Annotated in this window: 22 protein-coding genes; 15 read left to right on the plus strand and 7 right to left on the minus strand. The window is 74.2% G+C overall.

Annotated features, from left to right (window positions below; genetic code table 11):
• Positions 1 to 38 precede the first annotated feature (38 nt).
• From ID804_RS00375 to ID804_RS00385, 3 genes are all read left to right on the plus strand, one after another.
• Positions 39 to 1277, plus strand: coding sequence for an acyl-CoA dehydrogenase family protein (locus tag ID804_RS00375; RefSeq protein ID WP_169077000.1), 1239 nt, complete (start codon positions 39 to 41; stop codon positions 1275 to 1277).
• Entirely contained in the window at positions 1274 to 2161 is an 888-nt protein-coding gene (locus ID804_RS00380) for an alpha/beta fold hydrolase (RefSeq protein ID WP_169077001.1), read from the plus strand. Before ID804_RS00375 ends, ID804_RS00380 begins: the two co-directional genes overlap by 4 nt.
• 154 nt (positions 2162 to 2315) lie before the next feature.
• Positions 2316 to 3191: a hypothetical protein gene (locus ID804_RS00385; protein WP_169077002.1), complete on the plus strand. Its 876-nt coding sequence runs from the start codon at positions 2316 to 2318 to the stop codon at positions 3189 to 3191.
• Positions 3192 to 3244: 53 nt separating this feature from the next.
• Here ID804_RS00385 and ID804_RS00390 read toward each other — a convergent pair whose 3' ends face one another.
• From ID804_RS00390 to ID804_RS00400, 3 genes are read right to left on the minus strand one after another with little or no spacing between them, the layout of a single operon-like run.
• Positions 3245 to 3913 carry an alpha/beta hydrolase gene (locus tag ID804_RS00390; RefSeq protein WP_169077003.1) on the minus strand — a complete coding sequence of 223 codons (669 nt, stop codon included), beginning with the start codon at positions 3911 to 3913 and terminating at the stop codon, positions 3245 to 3247.
• Entirely contained in the window at positions 3910 to 4908 is a 999-nt protein-coding gene (locus ID804_RS00395; RefSeq protein ID WP_169077004.1) for a serine hydrolase domain-containing protein, read from the minus strand. Before ID804_RS00395 ends, ID804_RS00390 begins: the two co-directional genes overlap by 4 nt.
• Positions 4909 to 4920: 12 nt before the next feature.
• On the minus strand, positions 4921 to 5844 hold the full coding sequence (locus ID804_RS00400; protein WP_169077005.1) for an LLM class F420-dependent oxidoreductase: 924 nt from the start codon (positions 5842 to 5844) through the stop codon (positions 4921 to 4923).
• 178 nt (positions 5845 to 6022) lie between these two features.
• Here ID804_RS00400 and ID804_RS00405 point away from each other — a divergent pair, with 178 nt between their 5' ends.
• From ID804_RS00405 to ID804_RS00430, 6 genes are all read left to right on the plus strand, one after another.
• Positions 6023 to 6865: an aldo/keto reductase gene (locus ID804_RS00405; RefSeq protein WP_169077006.1), complete on the plus strand. Its 843-nt coding sequence runs from the start codon at positions 6023 to 6025 to the stop codon at positions 6863 to 6865.
• Positions 6866 to 7062: 197 nt separating this feature from the next.
• Positions 7063 to 8379 (plus strand): ABC transporter substrate-binding protein, encoded by a 1317-nt coding sequence (locus ID804_RS00410; RefSeq protein ID WP_169077007.1) that lies wholly within the window; start codon positions 7063 to 7065, stop codon positions 8377 to 8379.
• Between the two features lie 5 nt (positions 8380 to 8384).
• Positions 8385 to 9371 (plus strand): carbohydrate ABC transporter permease, encoded by a 987-nt coding sequence (locus ID804_RS00415; RefSeq protein ID WP_223158879.1) that lies wholly within the window; start codon positions 8385 to 8387, stop codon positions 9369 to 9371.
• Between the two features lie 3 nt (positions 9372 to 9374).
• A complete protein-coding gene (locus ID804_RS00420) occupies positions 9375 to 10280 on the plus strand; it encodes a carbohydrate ABC transporter permease (RefSeq protein WP_317451116.1) in 906 nt (301 codons plus the stop codon).
• The gene (locus ID804_RS00425) at positions 10277 to 12667 is read left to right on the plus strand and encodes a beta-xylosidase/alpha-l-arabinosidase (protein ID WP_169077008.1); all 2391 of its coding nucleotides are present in this window, start codon (positions 10277 to 10279) and stop codon (positions 12665 to 12667) included. The genes ID804_RS00420 and ID804_RS00425 overlap by 4 nt, the downstream gene beginning before the upstream one ends.
• The gene (locus ID804_RS00430) at positions 12664 to 13893 is read left to right on the plus strand and encodes an endo-1,4-beta-xylanase (RefSeq protein ID WP_169077009.1); all 1230 of its coding nucleotides are present in this window, start codon (positions 12664 to 12666) and stop codon (positions 13891 to 13893) included. Before ID804_RS00425 ends, ID804_RS00430 begins: the two co-directional genes overlap by 4 nt.
• On the opposite strand, the gene ID804_RS00435 is transcribed toward ID804_RS00430, so the two are convergent.
• Together ID804_RS00435 and ID804_RS00440 are read right to left on the minus strand one after the other, a co-directional pair.
• Positions 13806 to 14390, minus strand: coding sequence for a DUF488 domain-containing protein (locus tag ID804_RS00435; protein ID WP_169077010.1), 585 nt, complete (start codon positions 14388 to 14390; stop codon positions 13806 to 13808). The genes ID804_RS00430 and ID804_RS00435 overlap by 88 nt on opposite strands.
• Before the next feature lie 64 nt (positions 14391 to 14454).
• Positions 14455 to 14850 carry a RidA family protein gene (locus tag ID804_RS00440; RefSeq protein WP_317451167.1) on the minus strand — a complete coding sequence of 132 codons (396 nt, stop codon included), beginning with the start codon at positions 14848 to 14850 and terminating at the stop codon, positions 14455 to 14457.
• A 129-nt stretch (positions 14851 to 14979) separates the two neighbouring features.
• On the opposite strand from ID804_RS00440, the gene ID804_RS00445 reads away from it, so the two are divergent.
• Positions 14980 to 15948, plus strand: a complete 969-nt coding sequence (locus ID804_RS00445) for a helix-turn-helix transcriptional regulator (RefSeq protein ID WP_169077012.1) — start codon at positions 14980 to 14982, stop codon at positions 15946 to 15948.
• A 200-nt stretch (positions 15949 to 16148) separates the two neighbouring features.
• On the opposite strand, the gene ID804_RS00450 is transcribed toward ID804_RS00445, so the two are convergent.
• Positions 16149 to 17159: a LacI family DNA-binding transcriptional regulator gene (locus tag ID804_RS00450; RefSeq protein ID WP_169077013.1), complete on the minus strand. Its 1011-nt coding sequence runs from the start codon at positions 17157 to 17159 to the stop codon at positions 16149 to 16151.
• A 40-nt stretch (positions 17160 to 17199) separates the two neighbouring features.
• A complete protein-coding gene (locus tag ID804_RS00455) occupies positions 17200 to 18402 on the minus strand; it encodes an ROK family transcriptional regulator (RefSeq protein ID WP_169077014.1) in 1203 nt (400 codons plus the stop codon).
• A gap of 120 nt (positions 18403 to 18522) precedes the next feature.
• Here ID804_RS00455 and xylA point away from each other — a divergent pair, with 120 nt between their 5' ends.
• The 5 genes from xylA (at position 18523) to ID804_RS00480 (ending at position 24383) form a co-directional block, all read left to right on the plus strand.
• Positions 18523 to 19713 carry a xylose isomerase gene (xylA, locus tag ID804_RS00460; RefSeq protein WP_169077015.1) on the plus strand — a complete coding sequence of 397 codons (1191 nt, stop codon included), beginning with the start codon at positions 18523 to 18525 and terminating at the stop codon, positions 19711 to 19713.
• A 111-nt stretch (positions 19714 to 19824) separates the two neighbouring features.
• On the plus strand, positions 19825 to 21261 hold the full coding sequence (xylB, locus tag ID804_RS00465; RefSeq protein WP_169077016.1) for a xylulokinase: 1437 nt from the start codon (positions 19825 to 19827) through the stop codon (positions 21259 to 21261).
• Positions 21258 to 22781: an alpha-N-arabinofuranosidase gene (locus ID804_RS00470; RefSeq protein WP_317451117.1), complete on the plus strand. Its 1524-nt coding sequence runs from the start codon at positions 21258 to 21260 to the stop codon at positions 22779 to 22781. Before xylB ends, ID804_RS00470 begins: the two co-directional genes overlap by 4 nt.
• Before the next feature lie 95 nt (positions 22782 to 22876).
• The gene (locus ID804_RS00475; protein WP_169077017.1) at positions 22877 to 23413 is read left to right on the plus strand and encodes a DedA family protein; all 537 of its coding nucleotides are present in this window, start codon (positions 22877 to 22879) and stop codon (positions 23411 to 23413) included.
• Between the two features lie 10 nt (positions 23414 to 23423).
• Positions 23424 to 24383 carry a 1-phosphofructokinase family hexose kinase gene (locus ID804_RS00480; protein WP_169077018.1) on the plus strand — a complete coding sequence of 320 codons (960 nt, stop codon included), beginning with the start codon at positions 23424 to 23426 and terminating at the stop codon, positions 24381 to 24383.
• Positions 24384 to 24403: the final 20 nt, after the last annotated feature.

A 24403-nucleotide genomic window follows, 5' to 3' on the forward strand; every position in this document is an offset into this window, starting at 1 on the left:
CGCAACGGCCGGTCAGGGGCCGCGAGTAGCGTGGCAGCATGACCGCCGAGCCGAGCAGTGTGCCGAGCGACGCCCCCACCGCTGTGCCGCCGACCGTGCTGACGCCCGAGCTGCTGCAGGGCATCCGCGATCGCGCCGCCGACTACGACGCCCGCAACGCGTTCTTCTTCGACGACCTCGACGAGCTGCGCGCCGCCGGCTACCTGCGCCCCCGCAGCCTCACCTCAGCGGCGCGCGACCAGCGGCTGCTCGCGGCGCACGCTCCGGCGACGGCGCTCGGCATGACGATGCACCTGGTCTGGATGGGCGTCGCCCGCGACCTCGCCGCCGCCGGCGACGACAGCCTGCGCTGGGTGCTCGACGACTGCGCGGCGGGCGAGCTGTTCGCCTTCGCGATCAGCGAGGCCGGCAACGACCGCGTCATGACCGACTCGGTGACGCGCGCCGAGCGGGTCGAGGGCGCCGACGGCCGCACCGGCTGGGCGGTCACGGGCACGAAGATCTTCACGAGCCTCAGCCCGGCGTGGACGCGCCTCGGCATCATCGCCCGCCACCACCCGGCCGGCGCCGAACCCGCCACCCCCGACCCCGCCCCGCAGATCATCCACGGCTTCCTCACGCGCACCGCCCCCGTCACGACGCCCGACCGCTTCGAGCCGCACCCCGCCCCCGGCGTCACGATCACCCCCGACTGGAACACCCTCGGCATGCGCGCCACGCAGAGCCACACCACGACGCTCGAGCGCGCGTTCATCGCCGACGAGCACGTGTCGCGCATCCTGCCCGTCGGCCCGACGCCCGACCCGCTGCTGCTGGCGATCTCGGCGAACTTCCTCACCCTCATGGCCGCCGTCTACGCGGGGCTCGCCGACCGCGCCCTCGAGCTCGTCGTCGAGAGTGCGCACCGGCGCACGAGCCTCAAGAACGGCGGGGCGCCGCAGTCGGCCGACCCGGACATCCGCTGGCGCGTCGCGGATGCGGCGCTCGCCCTCGACGCGCTCGCCCCGCAGCTCGAGGCCGTCTGCCGCGATCGCGACCACGGCGTCGACCGCGGCAGCCGGTGGCACCGCGACCTGGCGGGGCTCAAGCAGCGCGCCGTCGAGACGGCTCGGCACGTCGTGGACCAGGCGATGCGCATCGCGGGCGGCGGCGCGTACCGCTCGAGCGCCGAGCTCAGCCGCCTGCAGCGCGACGTGCTCGCCGGCATCTACCACCCGAGCGACCCCGAGGCCGTGCACGCGACGGTCGCCGCGGACCTGCTCGGCCCCCTGCCGTGAGCGTCGCCGTCCGCGAGTTCGACGTCGCCCTCGACGGAGGCGCGGTGCTGCACGCCTACGACTCGGAGACCGGCGGGGTGGGTGCGCTCCCGGTGGTGTGGCTCCACGGCACGCCGAACATCGGCACCCCGCCGACCCCGCTGCTCGACCTCGCCGACCGACTCGGGCTGCGGCTGCTGGGCTACGACCGGCCCGGCTACGGCGGCTCGACCGCGCGGCGCGGGCGCTCGATCGGCTCAGCGGCGCGAGACGCCGCCGGGGTGGTCGACGCCCTCGAGGGGGCGGAGGACGGGCGGGCGTCACCGTTCGCCGTCATCGGCCATTCGGGAGGCGGTGCTCACGCGCTGGCCTGCGCGGCGCTCGAGCCGGGGCGCGTCGTGGCGGCGGTCAGCATCGCCGGCCTCTCGCCCTACGACCCGGCCGACGACGCCGCGTGGTTCACCGGCTTCGCGGAGCTGGGCGAGGCGTCGCTGCGCGCGGCGGTCGAGGGCCGGGAGGAGAAGGAGCGCTACGAGTCGACCGAGCACGACGGCGACTTCGGGTTCGCCGAGATCGATCAGCGCGCCTTCGACGGCGAGTGGGGCTGGATCCTGGAGGTGGTGCGGCCGGCGCTCGCCGATGGGCCGGCGCCGGTGGTCGACGACGACCTCGCCGTGGTCGGCGACTGGGGCTTCGCGCCGGCCGACATCCGCGTTCCGGTGCGGCTCGTGCACGGTGGCCTCGATCGCGTGGTGCCGCCCTCGCACTCCGAGCGCCTCGCGCGGAGCATCCCGCACGCCGTCGTCGACCGGCAGCCGGACGACGGCCACGTCTCGATCCTGCGACGCGCCCCGGCCGCGCTCGAGTGGATCGGCGCCGTACGCGACGCGGCCGCGCTGCGCTGAGCCGCCGCGGCGGGCCGCGCATCCCGACACCCCGCCGGCGGGCAGGCGCCGGCCACCGCGCGGGTCTACCCTGTCGGGCGACGGCCGCGCCATCGGGGAACCTCCTCGCGTGAGGCGCGCGACTCCCCGAGCGGCCGAAGGAGGTCGCCCGACCATGCGCACCGCTTCGCTCACCGACACCGGCTCGGTGTCGATCCCGCCCCGCGCGACGCGCGGCACCGACGAGAAGCGCCGGATGCTCTGGCGCCGCATCCTCATCGTGCTCGCCGTCGGCCAGCCGGTGTCGTCGCTCGTGTTCGACTGGCTCTCGCCGACGACGCTGCAGTCGGGGGCGGAGTTCTCACCGCTCGTGCCGCCCGGCGCCTGGTTCGCCGTCTGGGGCGTCATCATCGTGCTGAGCATCGCCTACGCGCTCGCCCAGGTGCGGCCGTCGACGCTCACACCGCTGCCGAGCATCCGCGATCGGGTGGTCGGGCCGCTGAGCGTGGTTTTCGCGTGCTTCGGCCTGTGGCTCGCGACGGCTGCGCTCGGGCAGGACAACCCGCTCGGCCTCGTCGTCTTCGTCGTCATCATCAGCGCCCACGTCGTCGCCTGGACCCGCGTCGTGCGCGCCCGCGACGAGCTCGCCTCCTGGAATCCGCTCGAGCGCGGCCTGCTCTACGGCCTGCTCGGCACCTACTCGGGCTGGACGTCGATGGCGTTCTTCGTGCAGATCGGCACCGTTACGCAGGGCACGGGCGCGCCGGTCGACACCGCGTGGGGGCAGGTGTGGCAGTCGCTCGTGCTGCTCGCGGCGACGGGGCTCGCGGTGAGCTTCGTGCTCGGCTCGCGCGCCTCGATCGTCTACGCCGCGACGGTCACGTACGCGCTCATCGGGGTCGGCATCAGCACGGGCGCCGCGGGTCTCGGCGTGCTGACGCTCGTCTGCGTCATCGGCGTCACCCTGGTCTGGGCATCCGTCGTCGTCATCAGGGCGTCGGATGCCCGGCACCCGTCGCCGACGCCACGCGGCTCCCAGCGCCCCCGCTGACGATCGCGGCGCACGCCGCCCCGCCCTCGCCCCGCGCCCTCGGCGCCGAGGGGTCAGTCGATCCAGCCGAGCTCGCGCAGCCACTCGGCGCAGTCGCGCGTCCAGTGCCGGGCGATGCCGGCCTCCTCGCCGCCGCTCACGCCGGCGACAAGGCCGAGCCCGTGGCGCCCGCGCGGGTAGACGTGCAGCGCGTGCGGAACCTCGTGCGCCGCGAGCGCCCGGCCGAGCAGGTAGGCGTGCTCGACGGGCACGAGGGCATCCTCGGCGGTGTGCCACACGAACATCGGGGGAGCACCCCGCGTCACGAGCCGGTCGATCGAGAGCGCACGGCGGGTCCACGGCCAGGCGCGCAGGCCGATGAGCTGCTCGCGCGAGCCGCGGTGCGTGGGCAGCTGCATCGACACGACCGGGTAGCCGAGCACCGCGGCGTCGACGAGCCCGCTCACCGCGGCGTGCCCGGCGAGGTGGCCGCCGGCCGAGAAGCCGACGACGCCGAGCCGCTCGACCCCGTCCGCGCGCAGCTCGCCGAGGTGGCGCCGCACCGCGTGGAACGGCCCGGGGTGCCGCGTCTTCACCGGATACTCCAGCACGCTCGCCTCGAGCCCGAGGCCGCGCAGCCACTCGGCGACCGGCTGGCCCTCGTGCGGCGCGTGCCGCGCGTAGCCGCCGCCGGGCAGCACGACGACGTGCGTGCGCGGGCGGGCCGCGGCGTCGGCGCTCATCGCGCCGACATGACCGCGTTGAGCAGCTGATCCCACTCGACGCCGACCTCGGGCCGCCAGGTGTCGAGGCGGTTGGTGAGCGCGACGACGCACAGGCCGGTGTCGCGCGAGAGCCAGAACTGTGTGCCGGTCCAGCCGGTGTGGCCGTAGAGCGAGTGGTCGAGTAGGCCGGGCCGGCGGGGCAGGTTCCAGGTGAGCCCGAAGTCTTCGAAGCGCTTGATCGGGTCGGCGTCGATGACGGGCAGCCCCGTCGTGCGCGGGCGCAGCATCGCCTCGAGCGTCGTCGGGTGCACGACGCGGCCGTCGCCGGCGAGCAGTGACTGGCCGATCGCGAGCAGGTCGTGCACGCTGCCGACGAGCCCCGCGGCGGGGTGCCGCACGGCGAAGACGCCTGCCGGGTCGTGCCCGGCGAGGTCGGCGTCGTGGATGCGGTGGGCGTCGGCCGGGTCGAACGAGAGCGTGCCGGCGCCGGCCGCATCCGCCATGCCCTGCACCAGGTCGGTCAGCTCGGCGCCCGTCGCGTGCTCGACGATCGCGGCGGCCCCCTCGAACGCGAGGTTGTTGTAGCGGCGCAGGGTGCCCGGCACCGACTCGAGTCCGGCGACCGCGAGCGCCTCGCGCAGCGCCGTCGGGGCGACCTCCGCGCCGGCGTGCGCGCCGAGGTCGACGTCGATGAGCCCCGAGGTGTGGCTCAGCAGCTGGCCGAGCGTCGTCGCGCCGGCGGGTGACTGCGGCAGGGCATCCCGCAGGGGGGTCTCGCTCGTCAGCAGCCCGTGCTCGATCGTGCGCGCGATCGTGAGGCCGACGAGCGGCTTCGTCACCGAATAGAGGGCGTAGCGGTCGTCGACGGTCGCGGTGCGCCCGCCGTCGACGCCGAAGGCCTCGAGGGCGAGCACGCCGTCGGCCGAGCACACGCCGAGCACGCCCGTGGGCAGCTGGCCGCTCGCGACGCGGGCGCGCATCCAGTCGAGGGCGTGGCCGAAGGTTCTGGGCATGGATGCTCCGCTCTAGCGCACGCGCGCGATCACGTCGCGCGCGATGAGGTCGAGGTGGTCGAGGTCGGTCATGTCCACCGTCTGCAGGTAGACGCGGCTCGCGCCGAGCTCGAGCAGCCGCTCGAGCTTCCCGGCGACCTGCGTGGGCGTGCCCACCAGGCGCGCGTCGTGCGGCGAGTCGGGGTCGATGCCGACGGCCGCGCACCGGCGGCGCAGCTCGGCTTCGTCGTCGGCGACGACCGTCGGCAGCGCGACCGACAGGCGCAGGGTGGCGGGGTCGCGCTCCTCCTCCTCGCACACGCGCAGCACGTTGGCGAACTTCTCGGCGACCGTGGCCTCGTCGACGAAGCCGATGTTGAACTCGGTCGCGTAGCGGGCGGCGAGCTGCGGGGTGCGGCGCGGGCCGCCGCCTCCGACGATGACGGGGATCTGCGGCTGCGCGGGCTTCGGCAGCGCGGGCGCGTCGAGCAGGGAGTAGTGGTCGCCCTCGAACGAGAACGTGGCGCCGTCGGGGGTGGCCCAGAGGCCCGTCACGATCGCGAGCTGCTCCTCGAGCATCCCGAACCGCTTCTCGGGAAAGGGGATGCCGTATGCCGTGTGCTCCGTCGCGAACCAGCCGGTGCCGAGGCCGAGCTCGACGCGGCCGCCCGACATGCGGTCGACCTGCGCGACCTGGATGGCGAGGATGCCCGGCACGCGGAACGTCGCCGACGACACCAGCGTGCCGAGCCTGATCGTGCTCGTCTCGCGGGCGAGGCCGGCGAGGGTCGTCCAGGCGTCGGTGGGGCCGGGCAGCCCGTCGCCGTCGCCCATGACGTGGTAGTGGTCGCTGCGGAACCATCCGTCGAAGCCGAGCGCCTCGGCGCGGCGGGCGTGCGCGAGCTGCGTCTCGTAGTCGGCGCCCTGCTGGGGCTCGGTGAACGCGCAGAACTGCATGGATGCTCCTTGGGGAGGTCGCGGCGGTGCGTCGAGCCTAGGCGCTCGTCCTGACGGGGTGCCGCTCTCGCGCAGACCGCACGACGCACCTTCGCGCGCGGGGGCGACACCGCCGCGCCGCGCCCCCTACGCTCGGAGGCATGACGACGCGACGAGGCGCGAGCCGGGGGCGGTGCTGATGGGCTTCACGCTGCCGGAGCGCGGCGTCGTGCTCGGCGTCGCCTCGCTCGTGCTCAAGGAGGGCGCGACGGTGGATGCGGCGCTCGCCGTCGTGCGGGCCGCCGTCGGCGCCGGCGTGCTCGCCATCGACACCGCGCGCGCTTACGCCACGGTCGACGACGACGCGGCGGGGGAGCGCATCGCGCAGGCGGCGCGGGCGCAGCGGCCGGGTATCCCCATCATCACGAAAGCCGGCCACTTCCGGGTCGCGCGCGCCGCGTGGGACGTCGACGGCAGCGCCGAGCGCGTGCGCGCCGACGCGCTGCGCAGCCGCGAGGTGCTCGGCGCGCCGCCGAGCCTGCTCCTGCTGCACCGCGCCGACCGGGTCGACGACCTCGACGCGTCGGTGCACGAGCTCGCGACGCTGCGTGAGGAGGGCGTCGTCGAGGCGATCGGCCTGTCGAACGCAAGCATCGAGCTGCTCGACCGGGCGCGGGCGATCACGACGATCGACGCGGTCGAGAACCGCTACGCCTTCGGCCTCGACCCCGCCGACGAGTACCGCTACTGCCGCGGGGCGGGCATCCCCTTCCTCGCCTACGCGCCGTTCGGCGGCCCCAAGGCCGAGCCGCTCGCCACGCGCGTGCCCCGCGTCGCGGCGCTCGCCATGAGCCGCGGCGACTCGGTGCACCGCTCGGCGCTCGCCGCCATGCTCGACGCGATGCCGGGCGCCTGGCCCGTCATCGGCTCGACCCGGGTCGAGTCGGTGCTCGACTCGATCGGCGCCGCCGACCTCGCCGTCGACGACTCGCTGCGGCAAGCTTTCGCCGACGACCTCGCCTCGCGCGGGGTCGGGCTCTAGGTCTCCTTCACTCTGCGCCGACCCGTTCGTCAGGGCCGCTCGCGCGCGCCATTCCCCGTGCCTCGCCCTCGACGCTCAACGGCGCCCCGTGACGAAACCGAAATATGTTGTGCTTGACCACATAACAGGCCCGACGTATATTCAGACCGTCCCCATCACTTTCGACGCAGAAGTCGAAACTTTCGAGAGGTTCAATGATGAACAGACGAGCACCGAGGCGCTGGGCGGCTCTCGCCCTCACCGGCCTCGCCATCGGCTCGCTCGCCGCGTGCGCCCCCGCGGGCGGCACGAGCGGCGGCGGCGACGGCGACGAGGTCACCCTGACCTGGTGGCACAACGGAACCGGAGAGCCGCTGCTCGGCTTCTGGGAGGACGTCGCCGCCGAGTTCGAAGAGGCCAACCCGGGCGTCAACGTCGAGGTCACCGCCTACCAGAACGAAGAGCTGCAGCGCACGCTGATCCCGAACCAGCTCCGCACCGGCAGCGGGCTCGACCTCTTCCAGCAGTGGGGCGCGGGCGAGCTCGCCGCCCAGGTCGAGGCGGGCTACGTCAAGGACATCAGCGACGACATCGCCGAGCGGGTCGACGAGCTCGGCGGCGTGGTCGCCCCGTGGCAGGTCGACGGCGCCACCTACGGCCTGCCCTTCAACTTCGGCATCTCGGGCTTCTGGTACAACACCGAGCTGTTCGAGCAGGCCGGCATCGAGGGCACTCCCGAGACCCTCGACGAGCTCTACGACGCCATCGACAAGCTCAAGGCCGCGGGCATCACGCCCATCGCGGTCGGCGCGGGCGACGGCTGGCCGGCGGCGCACTACTGGTACCACTTCGCGCTGAAGTCGTGCTCGCCCGAGGTGCTGCAGCAGGCGCAGATCGACTACACCTTCGACGACGCGTGCTTCGTCGAGGCGGGCGAACTGCTCGAGGAGTTCATCGGCAGCGACCCGTTCAACGAGGGCTTCCTCGCCACGAGCGCCCAGCAGGGCGCCGGCAGCTCGGCGGGCCTCCTCGCCACGGGCAACGCGGCCATGGAGCTCATGGGCCACTGGAACCCGGGCGTCATGGGTGGCATCCTCCAGGAAGAGACCGGCAACGCCGACGCGACCCCGCCGGAGTTCCTCGGCTGGTTCAACTTCCCCGCCATCGACGGCGCGCAGGGCGACCCGACGGCCGCGCTCGGCGGCGGCGACGGCTTCTCGTGCACCGCGTGGGCTCCGCCGGAGTGCACCGAGCTGCTCGAGTACATCACCAGTGTCGAGGTGCAGACCCGCTTCGGTGAGATCGGTGCGGGCATCCCCGTCACGCCCGGCTCGGAGGCCGGCATCAGCGACCCGAACCTCCAGCAGGTGCTCGCGGGTCTGCAGGAGTCGACCTACGTGCAGCTCTGGCTCGACACCGCCTACGGCCCGACCGTCGGCGGCGCCATGAACGAGGGCATCGTCTCGCTCTTCGGCGGCCAGGGCTCGCCCGAGAGCATCATCGACAGCATGAGGAACGCCGCGGCGACGCTGTAACCCTCATGGCTCTCTCCACGATGAACACCGGGCCCGCGGTCACCGCCGCGGGCCCGGTGCCCACGCCCGACCGACCGTCCGCCCCCGCACGCCGGCGCCGTCAGCGCTCCGGCGGCCTGCTGCTCATCTGGGTCTTTGTGCTGCCCGCGCTGCTCGTCTACACGACATTCGTGCTCGTGCCCGTGGCCCTCGCCGCCGTCTACAGCTTCTTCAACTGGAACGGCCTCGGCCCACTCGACCGCTTCATCGGCGTCGACAACTACGCCCGCGCCCTGCAAGATCCGATCTTCCTCGGGGCGATGGGCCACAACTTCGCAATCGTCGCCCTCTCGCTCGCCGTGCAGGGGCCCCTCGCGATCGCGATCGCCCTCTTGCTGAATCGACGGATGCGCGGCCGCGCCCTCATCCGCACCCTCATCTTCGTCCCGTACGTGCTGAGCGAGGTCGTCGCGGGTCTCGCGTTCCGCCTCATGCTCCCGCCCGGCGGCCCCGTCGACACCTTCCTCACGTCGCTCGGCTGGACCGGCGAGAAGCCGCTCTGGCTCGCCGACCCCGAGGTCGCCTTCTGGACCCTCTTCGCCGTCATCACGTGGAAGTACCTGGGCTTCGCGATCATCCTCATGCTCGCTGGCCTGCAGGGTGTGCCGGAGGAGCTCAGCGAGGCCGCCGCGATCGACGGCGCCAGCTGGTGGCAGACGCAGCGCTACATCACGCTGCCGCTGCTCGGGCCGACGATCCGCATCTGGGCCTTTCTGTCGATGATCGGCTCGCTGCAGCTGTTCGACATGGTCTTCATCCTCACGGGGGGTGGGCCGCTCAACGCCACCGAGACGATGGCGACCTACATGGTCGAGTACGGCAACGGCCGCTCGCAGATCGGCTACGGCAGCGCCGTCGCGGTCATCCTCTTCGTCGTCTCGCTCGTCATCGCGCTGGCCTACCAGCGCTTCGTCCTCCGCCGCGACCTCCGCGGCGCCATCACGAGGGGCTGAGCCGTGGCCACCGCGATCGCACCCGTCCGTTCGACCCGCCCAGGGGCATCCCCGAAGCGCCCCCGATCGAGCGCCCCGAGCGGCCCCACGGGCGGCCGCTGGGGCACGCCCGTGGCGTACATCATCGCGCTCGTGATGTGCGGCATCACGGTCGCGCCGGTGATCTACGTGATCCTCGGCGGGTTCCGCACCACCGCGCAGATCAACAGCGACCCCTCGGGTCTGCCCGACCCGTGGGTGCTCGAGAAGTACGGCGCGGTCTTCGCCGACCCGAACTTCTGGACCCAGTTCGGCAACTCGACGATCGTCGCCGTCGCGACGACCCTCGGCGTCGTGCTGCTCGGCGTCATGGCGGCGTTCGTCATCGCCCGCTACGAGTTCGTCGGGCGCGGGCTGCTGTTCTCGCTGTTCACGGCCGGGCTGCTGTTCCCGCTCACGGTCGCCGTGCTGCCGCTGTTCACGATGCTGCGCTCGTTCGGGCTGCTCGGCAACCTGCTCGCCGTGATCGGCCCGCAGATCGCCTTCGCCCTGCCGACGACGATCATCATTCTCGTGCCGTTCCTCCGGGCGATCCCGGCCGAACTCGAGGACGCCGCCCTCATCGACGGCGCCGGCCGCTTCACCTTCTTCTGGCGCGTGCTGCTGCCGCTGTCGTGGCCGGGCCTCGTCACGGTCGGCGTGCTCGCCTTCGTCGCGAGCTGGAACGCCTACCTGCTGCCGCTGCTGCTGCTCGGCAACCCCGCGACGGCCACGCTGCCGGTCGGCGTGCAGTACTTCTCGACCGCCTACTCGCAAGACACGGCCGGCGTGCTCGCCTTCACCTCGATCGCGATGCTGCCCGCCCTGCTGTTCTTCACCCTCGCCCAGCGCCGCATCGTCGGCGGCCTGACAGGAGCCGTCAAGGGATGACCATCCACACCGCCCCCGCCCTCTCGACCGACGGCGCCGCGCCCTGGCGCGACCGTCGCCTCGACCCCGCGGCGCGCGTCGAGGCGCTCGTCGCCGCGATGACGCTGCCCGAGAAGCTCGCCCAGCTGTACGGCGTGTGGGTCGGCGCCGGCGCCGACGGCGGCGACGTCGCGCCGCACCAGCATGACCTCGACGACGCGATCGATCTCGACGAGATCCTGCCCGAGGGGCTCGGCCAGCTGACGCGGCCGTTCGGCTCCGCCCCGGTGGATGCCGGGCTCGGCGCGCTGAGTCTCGTCACGACCCAGCGCCGCATCGTCGCGCAGAGCCGCTTCGGCATCCCGGCGCTCGCGCACGAGGAGTGCCTCGCGGGCTTCGCCGCCTGGGGAGCCACCGCGTATCCGGTGCCGCTGTCGTGGGGTGCGAGCTTCGACCCCGAGCTCGTCGAGCGCATGGCCGCGCGCATCGGCGCGGACATGCGCTCGGTGGGCGTGCACCAGGGTCTCGCGCCCGTGCTCGACGTCGTGCGCGACGCCCGCTGGGGTCGCGTCGAAGAGACGATCGGCGAGGACCCGTACCTCGTCGCGACGGTCGGCAGCGCCTACGTGCGGGGCCTGGAGTCGTCGGGCATCGTCGCGACCCTCAAGCACTTCGTCGGCTACTCGGCCTCGCGCGCCGGCCGCAACCTCGCCCCCGTGTCGATCGGCGAGCGCGAGCTGGCCGACGTGCTGCTGCCGCCGTTCGAGATGGCGGTGCGCGAGGGTGGCGCGCGCAGCGTCATGAACTCGTACACCGACCTCGACGGCGTGCCGAGCGCCGCCGACCGCCGACTGCTCACCGAGCTGCTGCGCGACGAGTGGGGTTTCACCGGCACGGTCGTCGCCGACTACTTCGCGATCGCGTTCCTCAAGCTCCTGCACGGCACGGCGTCGACGTGGGCCGAGGCGGCGGGTTCCGCCCTCGAGGCGGGCATCGACGTCGAGCTGCCGACCGTGAAGACCTTCGGCGAGCCGCTGCGCCGCGCCGTCGAGGAGGGCGTCGTCGACGAGGCGCTCGTCGACACGGCGCTGCGTCGCGTGCTCGCGCAGAAGCTCGAGCTCGGCCTGCTCGACGACGACTACGACCCGGTGCCGCCGGCGCTCGCGGGCGTCGCGCTCGACGCCGAGTCGGTGCGCGGCGCGATCGACCTCGACCCGGCGCCGAACCGCGCCCTCGCGCGCGTGCTCGCCGAGCGCTCGATCGTGCTCGTGCGCAACGAGGGGCTGTTGCCGCTCGCGCCAGCGGGTGCGGCAGCGCCGCGGCGCGTGGCCGTGATCGGCCCCAACGCCGACGAGCGCTACGCGATGCTCGGCTGCTACTCCTTCCCCACGCACGTCGTCACGCAGCATCCGGGCGTCGAGATGGGCATCGACATCGCGACCGTGCTGGATGCCGTGCGCACCGAGTTCCCGTCGGCGTCGATCGCGCACGCGGTCGGCACGGGCGTCGACGACGGAGCGACCGACGGCATCCCCGCCGCGGTCGAGGCCGCGGCCGCGGCCGACGTCGCGATCGTCGTGCTCGGCGACCGCGCCGGGCTCTTCGGCCGCGGCACGAGCGGCGAGGGCTGCGACGCCGACGACCTCGCCCTACCCGGCGCGCAGCAGGCGCTGCTCGACGCGGTGCTCGACTCGGGCACGCCCGTCGTGCTCGTGCTGCTCTCCGGCCGGCCCTACGCGCTCGGCGGCGCCGAGGCGCGGGCGGCCGCGATCGTGCAGGCGTTCTTCCCCGGCGAGGAGGGCGCGGGCGCGATCGCCGGCGTGCTGAGCGGCCGCGTCGAGCCCTCCGGGCGACTGCCGGTGAGCATCCCCGCCCATCGAGGGGTGCAGCCGTCGACCTACCTGGCGGCGCCGCTCGCCCGTCGCAGCGGGGTGTCGAACATCGACCCCACCGCGGCCTTCCCCTTCGGGCACGGGCTCGGCTACGGCTCAGCCACGTGGACCGACCTCGAGAGCCCCGACGTGCGCGTCGGCGTCGACGGCGAGATCGTGCTGTCGCTGCGGCTCGTCAACACGGGCGAGCGCGACGCGGTCGAGGTCGTGCAGCTCTACCTGCACGACCCGGTCGCCTCCGTCGTGCGGCCCGTGCAGCGGCTTATCGGCTATCGCCGGGTCGAGGTGCCTGCCGGGTCGAGCGCGCGCGTCGTCGCGACCGTGCCCGCCGACCTCGCCGGCTTCACCGGCCGCGACGGTCGCCGCATCGTCGAGCCCGGCGCGATCGAGCTCGGGTTCGGCCGCTCGAGCGCCGACATCCCGCTCGTGCACCGCGTCGAGCTCGAGGGCGCGACGCGAGAGCTCGGCGCCGACCGGGCCGTGCACGCGCGCTTCCAGGTGCTGCCCGGCGCATGAGCGAGGCCCTCGCGCACCGCCGCGGCGAGGTCGAGCTCAGGGTGCTCGACCTCGCCGGGCGGCCGCTCGCCGACCGCGAGGTCGTCGTCGAGCAGGTGCGGCACGCCTTCGCGTTCGGCTGCATCGGCTTCGACCTCATCGACCACGCCACCGGCGATCGGGACGAGTCGGCCCTCGCCGCCGACTGGCTCGAGCTGTTCTCCCTCGCGGTGCTGCCGTTCTACTGGGGCGATTTCGAGCCCCGGCGGGGGCGTCCGGCGACGCGTCGGCTGCAGACGGCGGCGCGCTGGTTCCGCGACCGCGGGGTGCGCGTCAAGGGGCACCCGCTCGTGTGGCACACCGTCAAGGCGGCCTGGCTCGACGCGCTGCCCGACGCCGAGGCCGAGGCGCTCGTGCGGGCGCGGGTGCGCCGCGAGGTCGCCGACTTCGGCGGTCTCGTCGACGAGTGGGACGCCATCAACGAGGTCGTCATCATGCCCGACTTCGTCAACGAGCCCGACGGCGTGCCGAACGCGATCTCGCGCATCGCGCGCCGCCTCGGCCGCGTCGAGATGGTGCGGCTCGCCGTCGACGAGGCGCGCTCGGTCGACCCGAGCGCGCGCCTGCTGCTCAACGACTTCGACCTCTCGGCTGACTACGAGCGGCTCATCGAGGGGGTGCTCGAGGCGGGCATCCGGCTCGACGGCATCGGCGTGCAGACGCACATGCACCAGGGGTTCCGCGGCGCGCAGCTGCTCGAGCTCGCCGACCGCTTCGGGCGCTTCGGGCTGCCCGTGCACTTCAGCGAGAGCTCGCTCGTCTCGGGTGACCTCATGCCCGCGCACATCGTCGACCTCAACGATCACGTCGTCGACGAGTGGCCGTCGACGCCCGAGGGCGAGGTGCGGCAGGCCGACGAGCTCGAGCAGCTCTACCGCATGCTCGTGGGGCACCCGGCGGTCGCGTCGATCACCTACTGGGGCATCACCGACCACGGAGCCTGGCTCGGTGCACCCATTGGCCTCGTGCGCGCCGACGGCTCGCGCAAGCCCTCGTTCGACCGCCTGCGGTCACTCGTGCGCGACGAGTGGTGGCTTCCGGCGACGACGCTGCGCACCGACGGCGAGGGTCGCGTGCGCGTCACCGGCTTGGCGGGCGACTACGTGATCACGGCGGCGGATGCTCGTGCCGAGTTCGCGCTGCCCGTGGGCTCGTCGACGCAGGTCGTCGAGCTCGGCGCCGCCTGAGCCGCGCCCGCTCCGCGCCCGCCGAGGTGCACGACGTCGAGCCCGAAGCACTCAGCGAGCCGTGCGGCCACGAGACCGCGGTGGCACGCGCTCGCCTCGCGCTCGACGCAGAGCAGCGCGGCGCTGCCGACGGCGGGCAGCGCGTCGACGAGCGCGTCGAGCGGCGCCGGGTCGAGGATCTCCTGCGTGTAGCGCGTGATGTACGCCTCGCAGAGCTGCGTGCGGGTGCGCTTGCCGACCCCGGCCCGGGCATCCGCCGCGTACTGCAGGTGTCGCAGCTCGGTGGTCGGGGCGAGCGATCGCTCGTGCCGGTAGGCGATGCCGGCGTCGGCGAGCAGAGCCTGCAGGCGTCGCGAGTTCGCCCAGGCGTGATCGGCCCCGCGCACACCGCGACGCTGCCGCACGTCGACAAGAAGGCTGACGTCGGCACCGCGCAGCAGCGCGAGGAAGCCGGGGGCATCGAGTCCGTAAACCCCGATAGTGGCGAGGGTGGTCATGGTGGCTCCTCCCGGCTCCCGTCCGGCGACCACGCTGGCCGCCGGACGGGAGCCGCGTCGGCGGTCAGGCGACCGCGGTCCCCTCGAGCTCGACGAGCTGGCCGGGCACCGCGAGCCGCACGACCTGCAGCATCGTCGTTGCCGGCGCGGCTCCCGCGGCGGCGAGGCGCCCGGCGAGCACCCCGTAGTGCGGCATGAGCGCGTCGATGTCGGTCGTGTAGACCGACAGCCGCACGAGGTCGGCGAGCGTCATGTCGGCGTCGCGCAGCACCGCTTCGACGTTGTCGAGCGCGAGCGCCAGCTGCGCCGCCATGTCGCCGTCGTGCTCGGGCCGCCCCTCGGCGCTCATCGCGGTCTGGCCGGAGAGGTGCAGCACGCGGGTGCCGCCCTCGACGAGCTCGCCCTGGTTGAAGCCGAGCGCCGTCGACCACGTGGTCGGGTTCACGGCGGTGCGGACGATGGTCATGGGTCTCCTCGTTCCCGGAGGGGTCGTGCGCGCCGGCCCCGTGCCGGCCGCATCCCGCTCCGCTTCGAGCCTCTCGACGAATCACGACACCCTCTGTCATGCATTCGGAGCAGAATGGCGAGCGTGCGCGCCGACCGCCTCGTGGCCCTCGTCCTGCTGCTGCGGCAGCGGGGGCGGATGTCCGCGCGCGAGCTCGCGACCGAGCTCGAGGTCTCGCAGCGCACGGTGCTGCGCGACATCGACGCGCTCTCGCTCGCGGGCGTGCCCGTGTACGCCGACCGCGGCCGGCACGGCGGGTTCTCGCTGCTGCCCGGGTTCCGCACCGAGCTCACCGGCCTCACGCACGACGAGGCCCTCGCGCTGCTGACGGCGGGCTCGGCACGAGCCGAGCGGGTGTTCGGGCTGGGGGCGCCCCTCGCGTCCGCGATGCGCAAGATCGCGGACGCGCTCCCGGCCGCGCACCTCCAGGCGGTCGGCGATGCGGCGTCGCGATTCCTCGTCGACCCGGCGACCGACCTGCTGTCGCGCCCGGTCGGCGGTGAGCCGGTCACGGCGGGCGTGCTGGCGGCTCTGCGGCGCGGCGTCGTCGAGGGGCGGCGGCTGCGACTGCGCTACGCCGCCCCCGACAGCGAGCCGCACGACGCTGTCATCGATCCGGTCGGCCTCGTGACCGTGCGCGACCGCGCCTACCTGCTGGCGCTGCGCGACGGCGCCGATCGCACCTACCGGGTCTCGCGCATCCTCGCGGCCGACCTGCTCGACGAGCCCGCGCGACGGCCGGCCGAGGTCGACCTCGCCGCAGCCTGGGAGGAGCGACGATCGCGCTTCCTCGCCGACGATCGCCTGCGGGCCGTCGTCGCCGTCGACCAGGATGCTCGAGCGACGCTGCTCGACACGGCCCGAGCCGTGCTCGCCGAGCACGAGGGGCCCGACGGGAGGGCCGTCGTCGAGGTGCTCTTCGACGACGAGCGGCACGCGGTGTGGGCGCTGTGGCAGCTCGACGTCGCGGCCGAGGCGCTCGAGCCGCCGTCGCTGCGTCGCGCCCTCGCGGAGCGGGCGCGGCTGCTCGGCGAGCGGTACGCACGCGGCTGAGGTCGGCGGCGCGCGCCGAGCATCCGCGCCCGCCCCGCGCGTCCCTCGTCGACCAAATGAAGGGAGGCGCCTGCGCTCCAGCGGCGTGTCGCACGCGACACGCCGACCGCTCGCTCCCGGCTCCCTTCATTCGGTCGACTGCGGCGGGGGTGTCGAGAGCACGGCACGCGCGCGCCGCGCGCCGCGCGGCGCGGGCGGGATCAACGGGCTGGCGGCGCCGTCGAGTCGCGCACCACGAGGCTCGTGGCGAGGTCCATGCGCTGGGTGGCCGCGGCGCCCTCGGCGACGGCGAGCACGAGCCGCGCCGCCTCGACGCCCATCTGGCGCAGCGGCTGGTGCACGGTCGTCAGGCGCGGGCTCACCCAGCGGCTGAGCGGGATGTCGTCGTAGCCGACGATCGAGAGGTCCTCCGGCACGCGCAGCCCGAGCGAGCGGGCGGCCTCGAGCGTGCCGAGCGCCTGCAGGTCGCTGCCGGCGAAGATCGCGGTCGGCCGGTCGGGCCGGTCGAGCAGGCGCATCGCCTCGGCGCGCCCGCCCTCGACGTGGAAGTCGCCGAAGCGCACCCACGAGGGGTCGATCGGCAGCCCGGCGGAGTTCATTGCCGACCGGTAGCCGTCGAGGCGGGCTAGCGAGCACATCATGTCGGCCGGGCCGGTGATCGCGGCGATGCGCGTGTGCCCGAGCTCGATGAGGTGACGCGTCGCGGCGAGGCCGCCCGACCAGTTGGCCGAGCCGACCGAGGGCACGTCGGGTGAGGGGTCGCCGGCGGGGTCGACGATCGCGAACGGGATCGCGCGCGACCGCAGCCGCTCGCGCAGCGCGGGCGGCAGGTCGCTGAAGACGAGGATGACGCCGGCGGGCCGCCGGCGCAGCACGCCGTCGAGCCACTCGGCGCCGGGGGAGTGCCGGTCGCCCGTGACGGTGAGCACGACGCTGAGCCCGTGCTCCTTGGCGACGGATTCGACGCCATCGATGAGCTCCATCGACCAGATGCGGTCGAGCTCATGGAAGACGAGCTCGAGCAGCTCGGCCTTCGCCGTCGTCTGCCCGGTGCGGCGCTGGTAGCCGTGCCGGGCGAGCAGCTCCTCGACGCGGGCGCGCGTGGCGGCGGAGACGTCGGGGCGACCGTTGAGCACCTTCGAGATGGTGGCGAGCGACACGCCGGCCTCCGCGGCGACGTCGGAGAGGGTCACGCGCGAATCGGTCGACATGTTTCGAAGCCTAGACCCGAAAGTTACGGCTCATCGTGCATCATGCCGAGACGCCGACGGCGCTCGCCGCGTCGGTCGTCTCCGCACCGAGCGGGTCAGCAATGAGGCCGTCCCACGCGAGCTCGGCGGCGCCGACGAGCAGGCGCTGCGAGCCGAGCGCGGCGACCTCGATCGTCGCGTCGGCCGCGTTGACCGGCAGCGCCTGGGCGAGCAGGGATGCGCGCTGGTCGCGATCCGCGGCCCGCCACAGGGCGGCGAGGTGGCCACCGAGCACGATGCGCTCGGGGTTCAGCAGGTTGACCGCGCCGCGCAGGGCGATCGCGAGCCAGCGCAGCTGCCGGGCGACCTCCTCGTGCACGGGCCCGTCGTCGTTCTCCGCGACGATCGCCGTCAGCAGGGCGCTCTCGAGCGTGTCGTCGTCGGGGTGCTCGAGGCCGACCGCGGCGGCGAGCGCGGCGCGGGGCACGAGCGCCTCCAGGCAGCCGGTCGCGCCGCACGCGCACAGGGGGCCGTTCGGGTCGACGCTCGCGTGGCCGAGCTCGCCGGCGTAGCCCGCGGCGCCGTCCATGGGGCGCCCGTCGACGACGAGCCCGCCGCCGATGCCGCTCGGGCCGCCGTTGAGGTAGAGCATCGTGCGCGCGCCGATGCCGGCGCCGAACGCCTGCTCGGCTCGGCTGCCGAGGTGGGCGTCGTTCGCCGCGGCGACCGGCACGCCGAGGGCTGCGGCGAGCGGCGCGGCGAGCGGCTGCTCGCGCCAGCCCAGGCGCGGGGCGAGGCGCACGTGCCCGTCGTCGTGGCGCACGAGGCCCGGCACGGCGACGCCCGCGGCGACAACCTCGCTCTCGGGCTGGGTCGCGGCGAGGTCGCGCACGGTGGCGGTGATGAGCTCGATGGCGCGGTCGACGCTCGGCGGCTCCGACAGCGGCACGCGGCGGCGTGCGACGAGCTCGCCGCCGAGCGAGACGAGCGCGACGTCGATGACGTCGACCTCGGGGTTGATCGCGGCCACGAGCCGGGCATCCCGCGGCACCACCCGGGGGCTGGGGCGGCCGACGCCCGCGCGCGGGGCGTCGTCACGCTCGTCGACCCAGCCGTGCTCGGCGAGCACGGCGACGAGGTCGCCGATCGTCGAGCGGTTGAGGCCGAGCGCGCGCGTGAGGTCGGCGCGCGTGACGCCGCGACGCAGGTGCACGAGCTCGAGCACCGCCGAGAGGTTGCGGCGGCGCACGGCGGCGGCATCCATGGCTCTCGGTCCTCGATTCGGCATGCGACCAGTGTGGCGGTTCTTCCGAGCACCATGATACGTTGTGACGACCAACAAATAGCGCTGGCGCCCCCGCGCGCCGCCCCACCGGGAGACACCATGGCAACGACGCCCACGCCCGCCGACAAGTTCACCTTCGGTCTCTGGACCGTCGGCTACAACGGCGCCGACCCCTTCGGCGGCCCCACCCGCGCACCCCTCGACGTCGTGCACGTCGTCGAGAAGCTCACCGAGCTCGGCGCCTACGGCCTCACGCTGCACGACGACGACCTCTTCGCCTTCGGCTCGACCGACGCCGAGCGCCGCACGCAGATCGACCGCCTCATCGCGGCGAAGGAGCGCACCGGGCTGCAGGTGCCGATGATCACCACGAACCTCTTCAGCGCGCCCGTATTCAAAGACGGCGGCTTCACTTCGAACGACCGCGCCGTGCGCCGCTTCGCGCTGCGCAAGGTGCTGCGCAACCTCGACCTCGCCGCCGAGCTCGGCGCGCACACCTTCGTCATGTGGGGCGGCCGCGAGGGCGCCGAGTACGACGCCGCCAAGAACGTCGGCGCGGCGATCGAGCGCTACCGCGAGGCCGTCAACCTGCTCACCCAGTACGTCACCGAGCAGGGCTACGGCATCCGCTTCGCGATCGAGCCGAAGCCGAACGAGCCGCGCGGCGACATCCTGCTGCCGACCGTCGGCCACGCGATGGCCTTCATCGAGACGCTCGAGCACCCCGAGCTCGTCGGCCTCAACCCCGAGGTTGGGCACGAGCAGATGGCGGGCCTCAACTTCACCGCCGGCATCGCGCAGGCGCTCGAGGCGGGCAAGCTCTTCCACATCGACCTCAACGGCCAGCGCGGCATCAAGTACGACCAGGATCTGGTGTTCGGCCACGGCGACCTGCACAATGCCTTCTCGCTCGTCGACCTGCTCGAGCACGGCGGGCCGAACGGGGGGAGCGCCTACGACGGCCCCCGCCACTTCGACTACAAGCCGAGCCGCACCGAGGACGAGTCGGGCGTGTGGGAGAGCGCGAAGGCCAACATGCGCACCTACCTGCTGCTGAAGGAGCGCGCGGCCGCCTTCCGCGCCGACCCGGAGGTGCAGGAGGCCCTCGCGGCGGCCCGCGTCGCCGAGCTGTCGCAGCCGACGCTCGGCGAGGGCGAGAGCATCCGCGACCTGCTCGACGACCGCACCGCGTTCGAGGAGTTCGACGCGAACGCCTACTTCGACGGCCGGGGCTTCGGCTTCGTGCGCCTGCAGCAGCTGGCGACCGAGCACCTCATGGGTGCTCGCTAGCCGCACTCGCCTCCACCGACCCGGTCGGGGCGCGCGACGCCGTTTCGCCGCGCGCCCCGACCGAACCTCGTCAGCACGCCCGCCCGTGCGCCCGCCAGCGAAGGAGCTGCCATGACCCTCGTCGCCGGCGTCGACTCGTCGACGCAGAGCTGCAAGGTCGTCGTCGTCGACGCCGCCACGGGACGCGTCGTTCGCGAGGGCCGCGCCCCGCACCCCGACGGCACCGCCGTCGACCCGACCGCCTGGTGGGATGCCCTGCTCGCCGCGATCACGGAGGCCGGCGGTCTCGACGACGTCGCCGCGATCGCGGTCGCGGGCCAGCAGCACGGCATGGTCGCGCTCGACGCTGACGGCCGAGTCGTGCGCGACGCCCTGCTGTGGAACGACACCCGCTCGGCCGACGCCGCTCGGGCCCTGGTCGACGAGCTCGGCGCAGACGAGCTCGCCCGCCGCACCGGCTCGGTACCGGTGGCCTCGTTCACGGCGACGAAGCTGCGCTGGCTGCGCGACCACGAGCCCGAGAACGCGCGCCGCGTCGCCGCCGTGTGCCTGCCGCACGACTGGCTCACCTGGCGGCTTCGCGGTTACGGGCCCGCCGGCGAGAGCCCGCTCGGGCCCGTGCTCGACGAGCTCGTGACCGACCGCTCCGACGCGAGCGGCACCGCGTACTGGTCGCCCACCACCGGGCAGTACGACCTCGAGCTGCTCGAGCACGCGCTCGGCCACCGTGCGCGCCTGCCGCGCGTGCTCGGCCCGCTCGAGCGCGCGGGCGAGACCGCCGCGGGGGCGCCCGGGGTGCCCACGGGCATCCCGATCGGTGCGGGCGCCGGCGACAACGCGGCGGCCGCCCTCGGCCTCGGGGCGAGCGCCGGCGACGTCGTCATCTCGATCGGCACGAGCGGCACGGTCTTCGCCGTCACCGACGCCCCCGTGCTCGACGCGACCGGGACCGTCGCGGGCTTCGCCTCCGCCGACGGCGCCTTCCTGCCGCTCGTCGCCACGCTCAACGCCGCTCGCGTGCTCGACGCGCTCGCCCGCCTGCTCGGCGTCGACCACGAGGCGCTCGCCGAGCTCGCCCTCGTCGCCGAGCCCGGCGCCGGCGGCGTCGTGCTGCTGCCCTGGTTCGAGGGCGAGCGCACGCCCAACCTGCCCGACGCGACCGCGAGCCTCACCGGTCTCACGCTCGCTTCGACGACGCGCGAGAACCTCGCGCGCGCCGCAATCGAGGGGATGCTGTGCGGCCTCGCCGCCGGATTCGACGCCATCGCGCGCCACGGCCTCGCCGCGCGGCGCGTGCTGCTCGTCGGCGGCGCCGCGCGCTCCGCGGCGGTGCCGGCGATCGCCTCCGAGGTGCTCGGCCTGCCGGTCGTCGTGCCCGACCCGGGGGAGTACGTCGCGCGCGGTGCCGCGCGGCAGGCGGCAGGGGTGCTCGCCGGCGCGCTGCCGGACTGGCCGCTCGCGGTGCACGCCTCGGTGCAGCATCCGCCGCAGCCGCGCGTGCGCGCCGCCTACCAGACGGCCGTCGCGCGCACGATCGGCGCCGCGTGACCGACCGCGCGCCCCTCGTCGCGCGACTCGAGGTCGACGCCGCGCACCCGATCGGCCGCGTGCACGACCGCGTCTTCGGCGGCTTCGTCGAGCACATGGGCCGCGGCGTGTACGGCGGCCTGTTCGACCCCGAGCACCCGTCGGCCGACGCCGAGGGCTTCCGGCGCGACGTGCTCGACCTCGTGCGCGAGCTCGGCATCACGATGGTGCGCTACCCGGGCGGCAACTTCGTCTCCGGCTACCGCTGGGAGGACGGCGTGGGCCCCATCGAGCAGCGCCCCCGCCGCCTCAACCTCGCCTGGCACAGCGTCGAGTCGAACCGCGTCGGCCTGCACGAGTTCGCGCGCTGGGCCGAGCTCGTCGGCGCCGAACTCATGCTCGCGGCGAACCTCGGCACGCGCGGCGTGCTCGAGGCGCTCGACCTCGCCGAGTACGCGCTGCACCCGGCGGGCACGGCACGCGCCGACGAGCGCCGGGCGAACGGCCGCGAGGAGCCCTTCCCGGTGCGGCTGTGGTGCCTCGGCAACGAGATGGATGGGCCCTGGCAGCTCGGCCAGCAGACCGCCGACGAGTACGGCCGGCTCGCCTCGCGCACGGCGAAGGCGCTGCGGCAGCTCGACCCGGCCCTCGAACTCGTGGCCTGCGGCTCGTCGGGGCCGCTCATGCCGACCTTCGGCTCCTGGGAGCGCACGGTGCTGCGCCACGCCTACGACGACGTCGACCTGCTCTCGGCGCACTTCTACGCCGAGCCGGTCGACGGCGACCTGGCCGCGTTCCTCGCCTCGGGCGTCGCGCTCGACCGCTACCTCGACGACGTGATCGGCATCGTCGACGCGGTGCGCGACGAGCTCGGCTCCGTGCGCACGCTCGGCATCTCGGTCGACGAGTGGAACGTCTGGTACCAGTCGCGCATGGCCGCGAGCCTGCCCACCGGCGACAACTGGCCCGAGGCGCCCGCGCTCAGCGAAGACGACTACTGCCTCGCCGACGCCGTCGTCGTGGGCGACCTGCTCATCTCGCTGCTGCGCCGGGCCGACCGGGTCACGGCCGCGTGCCTCGCGCAGGTGGTCAACGTCATCGCCCCGATCGCGGCGCCAGCGGATGCTCTTGCCTGGCGCCGCGCGACCTTCCACCCGTTCGCCCTCACGGCGCGGCACGCGCGCGGCGAGAGCCTCCCGGTCGCCGTCGACGCCCCGTTCATCGCCGCGGGGTCGCTCGGCGAGGCGCCCGCCGTGAGCGCCGCCGCCGTGCGCACCGACGACGGAGGGCTGACCGTGCTGCTGGTGAACCGCGACCTCGAGCGCGAGGTCGACGCGACCGTCGTCGTCGCCGGCCTCGCGCCGGGCGCGCGGGTGCTCGAGGCGGTCAGCCTGAGCGGGCCGGATCCGCTCGACGCGAGCACGATCGACGCGCCCGACCGGGTGTCGCCGTGCGGCAACACCTCGACGCGGGTCGAGGCGGGCGTCGTGCGCGTGACACTGCCGGCCGTGTCGTGGAGCCTCGTGCGCGTCGGCCGCTGACCGCGGCGGAGACGGGACCTTCGCCCCGGGCATCCGCGAACCGGTCTCACTAGGCTGAGATCGCCGTCCGTCCGCCTGCGAGAGCCCGGGAGCCCATGGAGTCGTTCGACACCGCCTTCGGGCTGCCGCTGCCGCTCGCCGTCGCGCTCTTCTACGTCGTCGTGCTGCTGCGCGGCGGCGCGACGTACGCGGCCGGTCGCGGCGCACGCGGTGGCGTCGGCCGCACGCGGCTGAAGGCCCGGCTCGAGTCGCCGCGGTTCCGTCGTGCCGAGCGCATCGTCGAGCGCTACGGGGCGCCGGTCGTCGCCGCGTCGTTCCTGACGGTCGGCTTCCAGACGCTGGCGAACCTCGCCGCGGGCGTGCTGCGGATGCCCCTCCTCGCGTACCTCCCGGCCCTCGCGGTCGGCGGCCTCGCGTGGGCGCTCATCTGGGGCGTGGTCGGCGTCGCCACCTACGAGGCGGTCGCCCAGCTCGCGATGCGCAGCCCCGTCGAGGCCGCGATCTTCGTCGTCGTGCTCGTGGGCGTGCTCGTCGTCATCGAGGTGCTCAACATCCGGCGCCAGCGTCGACGCGACGAGGTGACGCTCGCCGAGGTGGTCGAGGCCGAGCGGGCAGGCGAGCCGCAGGCCTAGGCTCTCGGCCATGACAGCGCCCGTGCCGCAGTCGGCGCCCATCGTCACGCTCACCATCAACCCCGCGCTCGACGTCTCGACCTCGACCGAGCGGGTCGAGCCCGAGCACAAGCTGCGCTGTGGGCCGAGCCGCACCGACGCGGGCGGCGGCGGCGTCAACGTGAGCCGCGTCATCCACCGCCTCGGCGGGCAGTCGGTCGCGATCTACGCCGTCGGCGGGCCGACCGGGCAGGCGTATCGGCAGCTGCTCGAGGCCGACGGCATCATCGGCCGCGCGATCGGCATCGAGGGCTCCACGCGCGAGAACATCACGATCGACGAGCTGTCGACGGGGCGGCAGTTCCGGTTCGTGCTGCAGGGCCCGCACCTCACCTCCGACGAGTGGGGGGAGTGCCTCGCCGCGACGCTCCGCGCGATGACGCCCGGCGGCTACGTCGTCGCGAGCGGATCCCTCGCCCCCGGCGTGCCCGACGACGTCTACGCGCGCCTCGCGCGGGCGGCGAGGGCCCACGGGGTGCGCTGCATCGTGGATGCCTCGGGGCCGGCGCTCGCCGCCGCCCTCGCCGAGGGCGTGCACCTCGTGAAGCCCTCGGCGCGCGAGCTCGGCGAGCTCGTCGGCCGAGCGCTGCCGACCCTCGACGACCGGGTGGAGGCCGCCCGCGAGCTCGTCGACCGCGGCAGCGCCGAGGTCGTCGCCCTCACCCTCGGCGGCGACGGCGCCGTGCTCGTCACGCGCGAGGGCGTCACGCGACTGGAGGTGCCGAAGGTCGAGGTGCGCTCGACGGTCGGCGCCGGCGACTCCTTCCTCGCCGCCCTCGTGCTGCGCCTCGCGCAGGGCCGCACCCTCGACGAGGCCTTCCGCGCCGGGGTCGCTGCTGGCACCGCCACCGCGATGACCGAGGCGACCGAGCTGTGCCATCGCGATGACGTCGAGCGTCTCGAGGCGCAGCTGCTCGCGCAGCGCGACTAGGGTCGAGAGCCGACGACGAG

Origin of the sequence: Microcella alkalica, assembly GCF_014595885.1 — a bacterium.
Classification (GTDB): Bacteria; Actinomycetota; Actinomycetes; order Actinomycetales; family Microbacteriaceae; genus Microcella; species Microcella alkaliphila_B.

What these genes read in the sequence shown, in the direction of transcription:
- ID804_RS00415 (WP_223158879.1), top strand. Translation starts at nt 8,385, where the DNA reads ATGGCTCTCTCCACGATGAACACCGGGCCCGCGGTCACCGCCGCGGGC.
- ID804_RS00395 (WP_169077004.1), bottom strand. Translation starts at nt 4,908, where the DNA reads ATGCCCAGAACCTTCGGCCACGCCCTCGACTGGATGCGCGCCCGCGTC.
- ID804_RS00375 (WP_169077000.1), top strand. Translation starts at nt 39, where the DNA reads ATGACCGCCGAGCCGAGCAGTGTGCCGAGCGACGCCCCCACCGCTGTG.
- ID804_RS00390 (WP_169077003.1), bottom strand. Translation starts at nt 3,913, where the DNA reads ATGAGCGCCGACGCCGCGGCCCGCCCGCGCACGCACGTCGTCGTGCTG.
- ID804_RS00455 (WP_169077014.1), bottom strand. Translation starts at nt 18,402, where the DNA reads ATGGATGCCGCCGCCGTGCGCCGCCGCAACCTCTCGGCGGTGCTCGAG.
- ID804_RS00400 (WP_169077005.1), bottom strand. Translation starts at nt 5,844, where the DNA reads ATGCAGTTCTGCGCGTTCACCGAGCCCCAGCAGGGCGCCGACTACGAG.
- ID804_RS00405 (WP_169077006.1), top strand. Translation starts at nt 6,023, where the DNA reads ATGGGCTTCACGCTGCCGGAGCGCGGCGTCGTGCTCGGCGTCGCCTCG.
- ID804_RS00410 (WP_169077007.1), top strand. Translation starts at nt 7,063, where the DNA reads ATGAACAGACGAGCACCGAGGCGCTGGGCGGCTCTCGCCCTCACCGGC.
- ID804_RS00385 (WP_169077002.1), top strand. Translation starts at nt 2,316, where the DNA reads ATGCGCACCGCTTCGCTCACCGACACCGGCTCGGTGTCGATCCCGCCC.
- ID804_RS00430 (WP_169077009.1), top strand. Translation starts at nt 12,664, where the DNA reads ATGAGCGAGGCCCTCGCGCACCGCCGCGGCGAGGTCGAGCTCAGGGTG.
- ID804_RS00435 (WP_169077010.1), bottom strand. Translation starts at nt 14,390, where the DNA reads ATGACCACCCTCGCCACTATCGGGGTTTACGGACTCGATGCCCCCGGC.
- ID804_RS00480 (WP_169077018.1), top strand. Translation starts at nt 23,424, where the DNA reads ATGACAGCGCCCGTGCCGCAGTCGGCGCCCATCGTCACGCTCACCATC.
- ID804_RS00475 (WP_169077017.1), top strand. Translation starts at nt 22,877, where the DNA reads ATGGAGTCGTTCGACACCGCCTTCGGGCTGCCGCTGCCGCTCGCCGTC.
- ID804_RS00425 (WP_169077008.1), top strand. Translation starts at nt 10,277, where the DNA reads ATGACCATCCACACCGCCCCCGCCCTCTCGACCGACGGCGCCGCGCCC.
- xylA (WP_169077015.1), top strand. Translation starts at nt 18,523, where the DNA reads ATGGCAACGACGCCCACGCCCGCCGACAAGTTCACCTTCGGTCTCTGG.
- ID804_RS00450 (WP_169077013.1), bottom strand. Translation starts at nt 17,159, where the DNA reads ATGTCGACCGATTCGCGCGTGACCCTCTCCGACGTCGCCGCGGAGGCC.
- xylB (WP_169077016.1), top strand. Translation starts at nt 19,825, where the DNA reads ATGACCCTCGTCGCCGGCGTCGACTCGTCGACGCAGAGCTGCAAGGTC.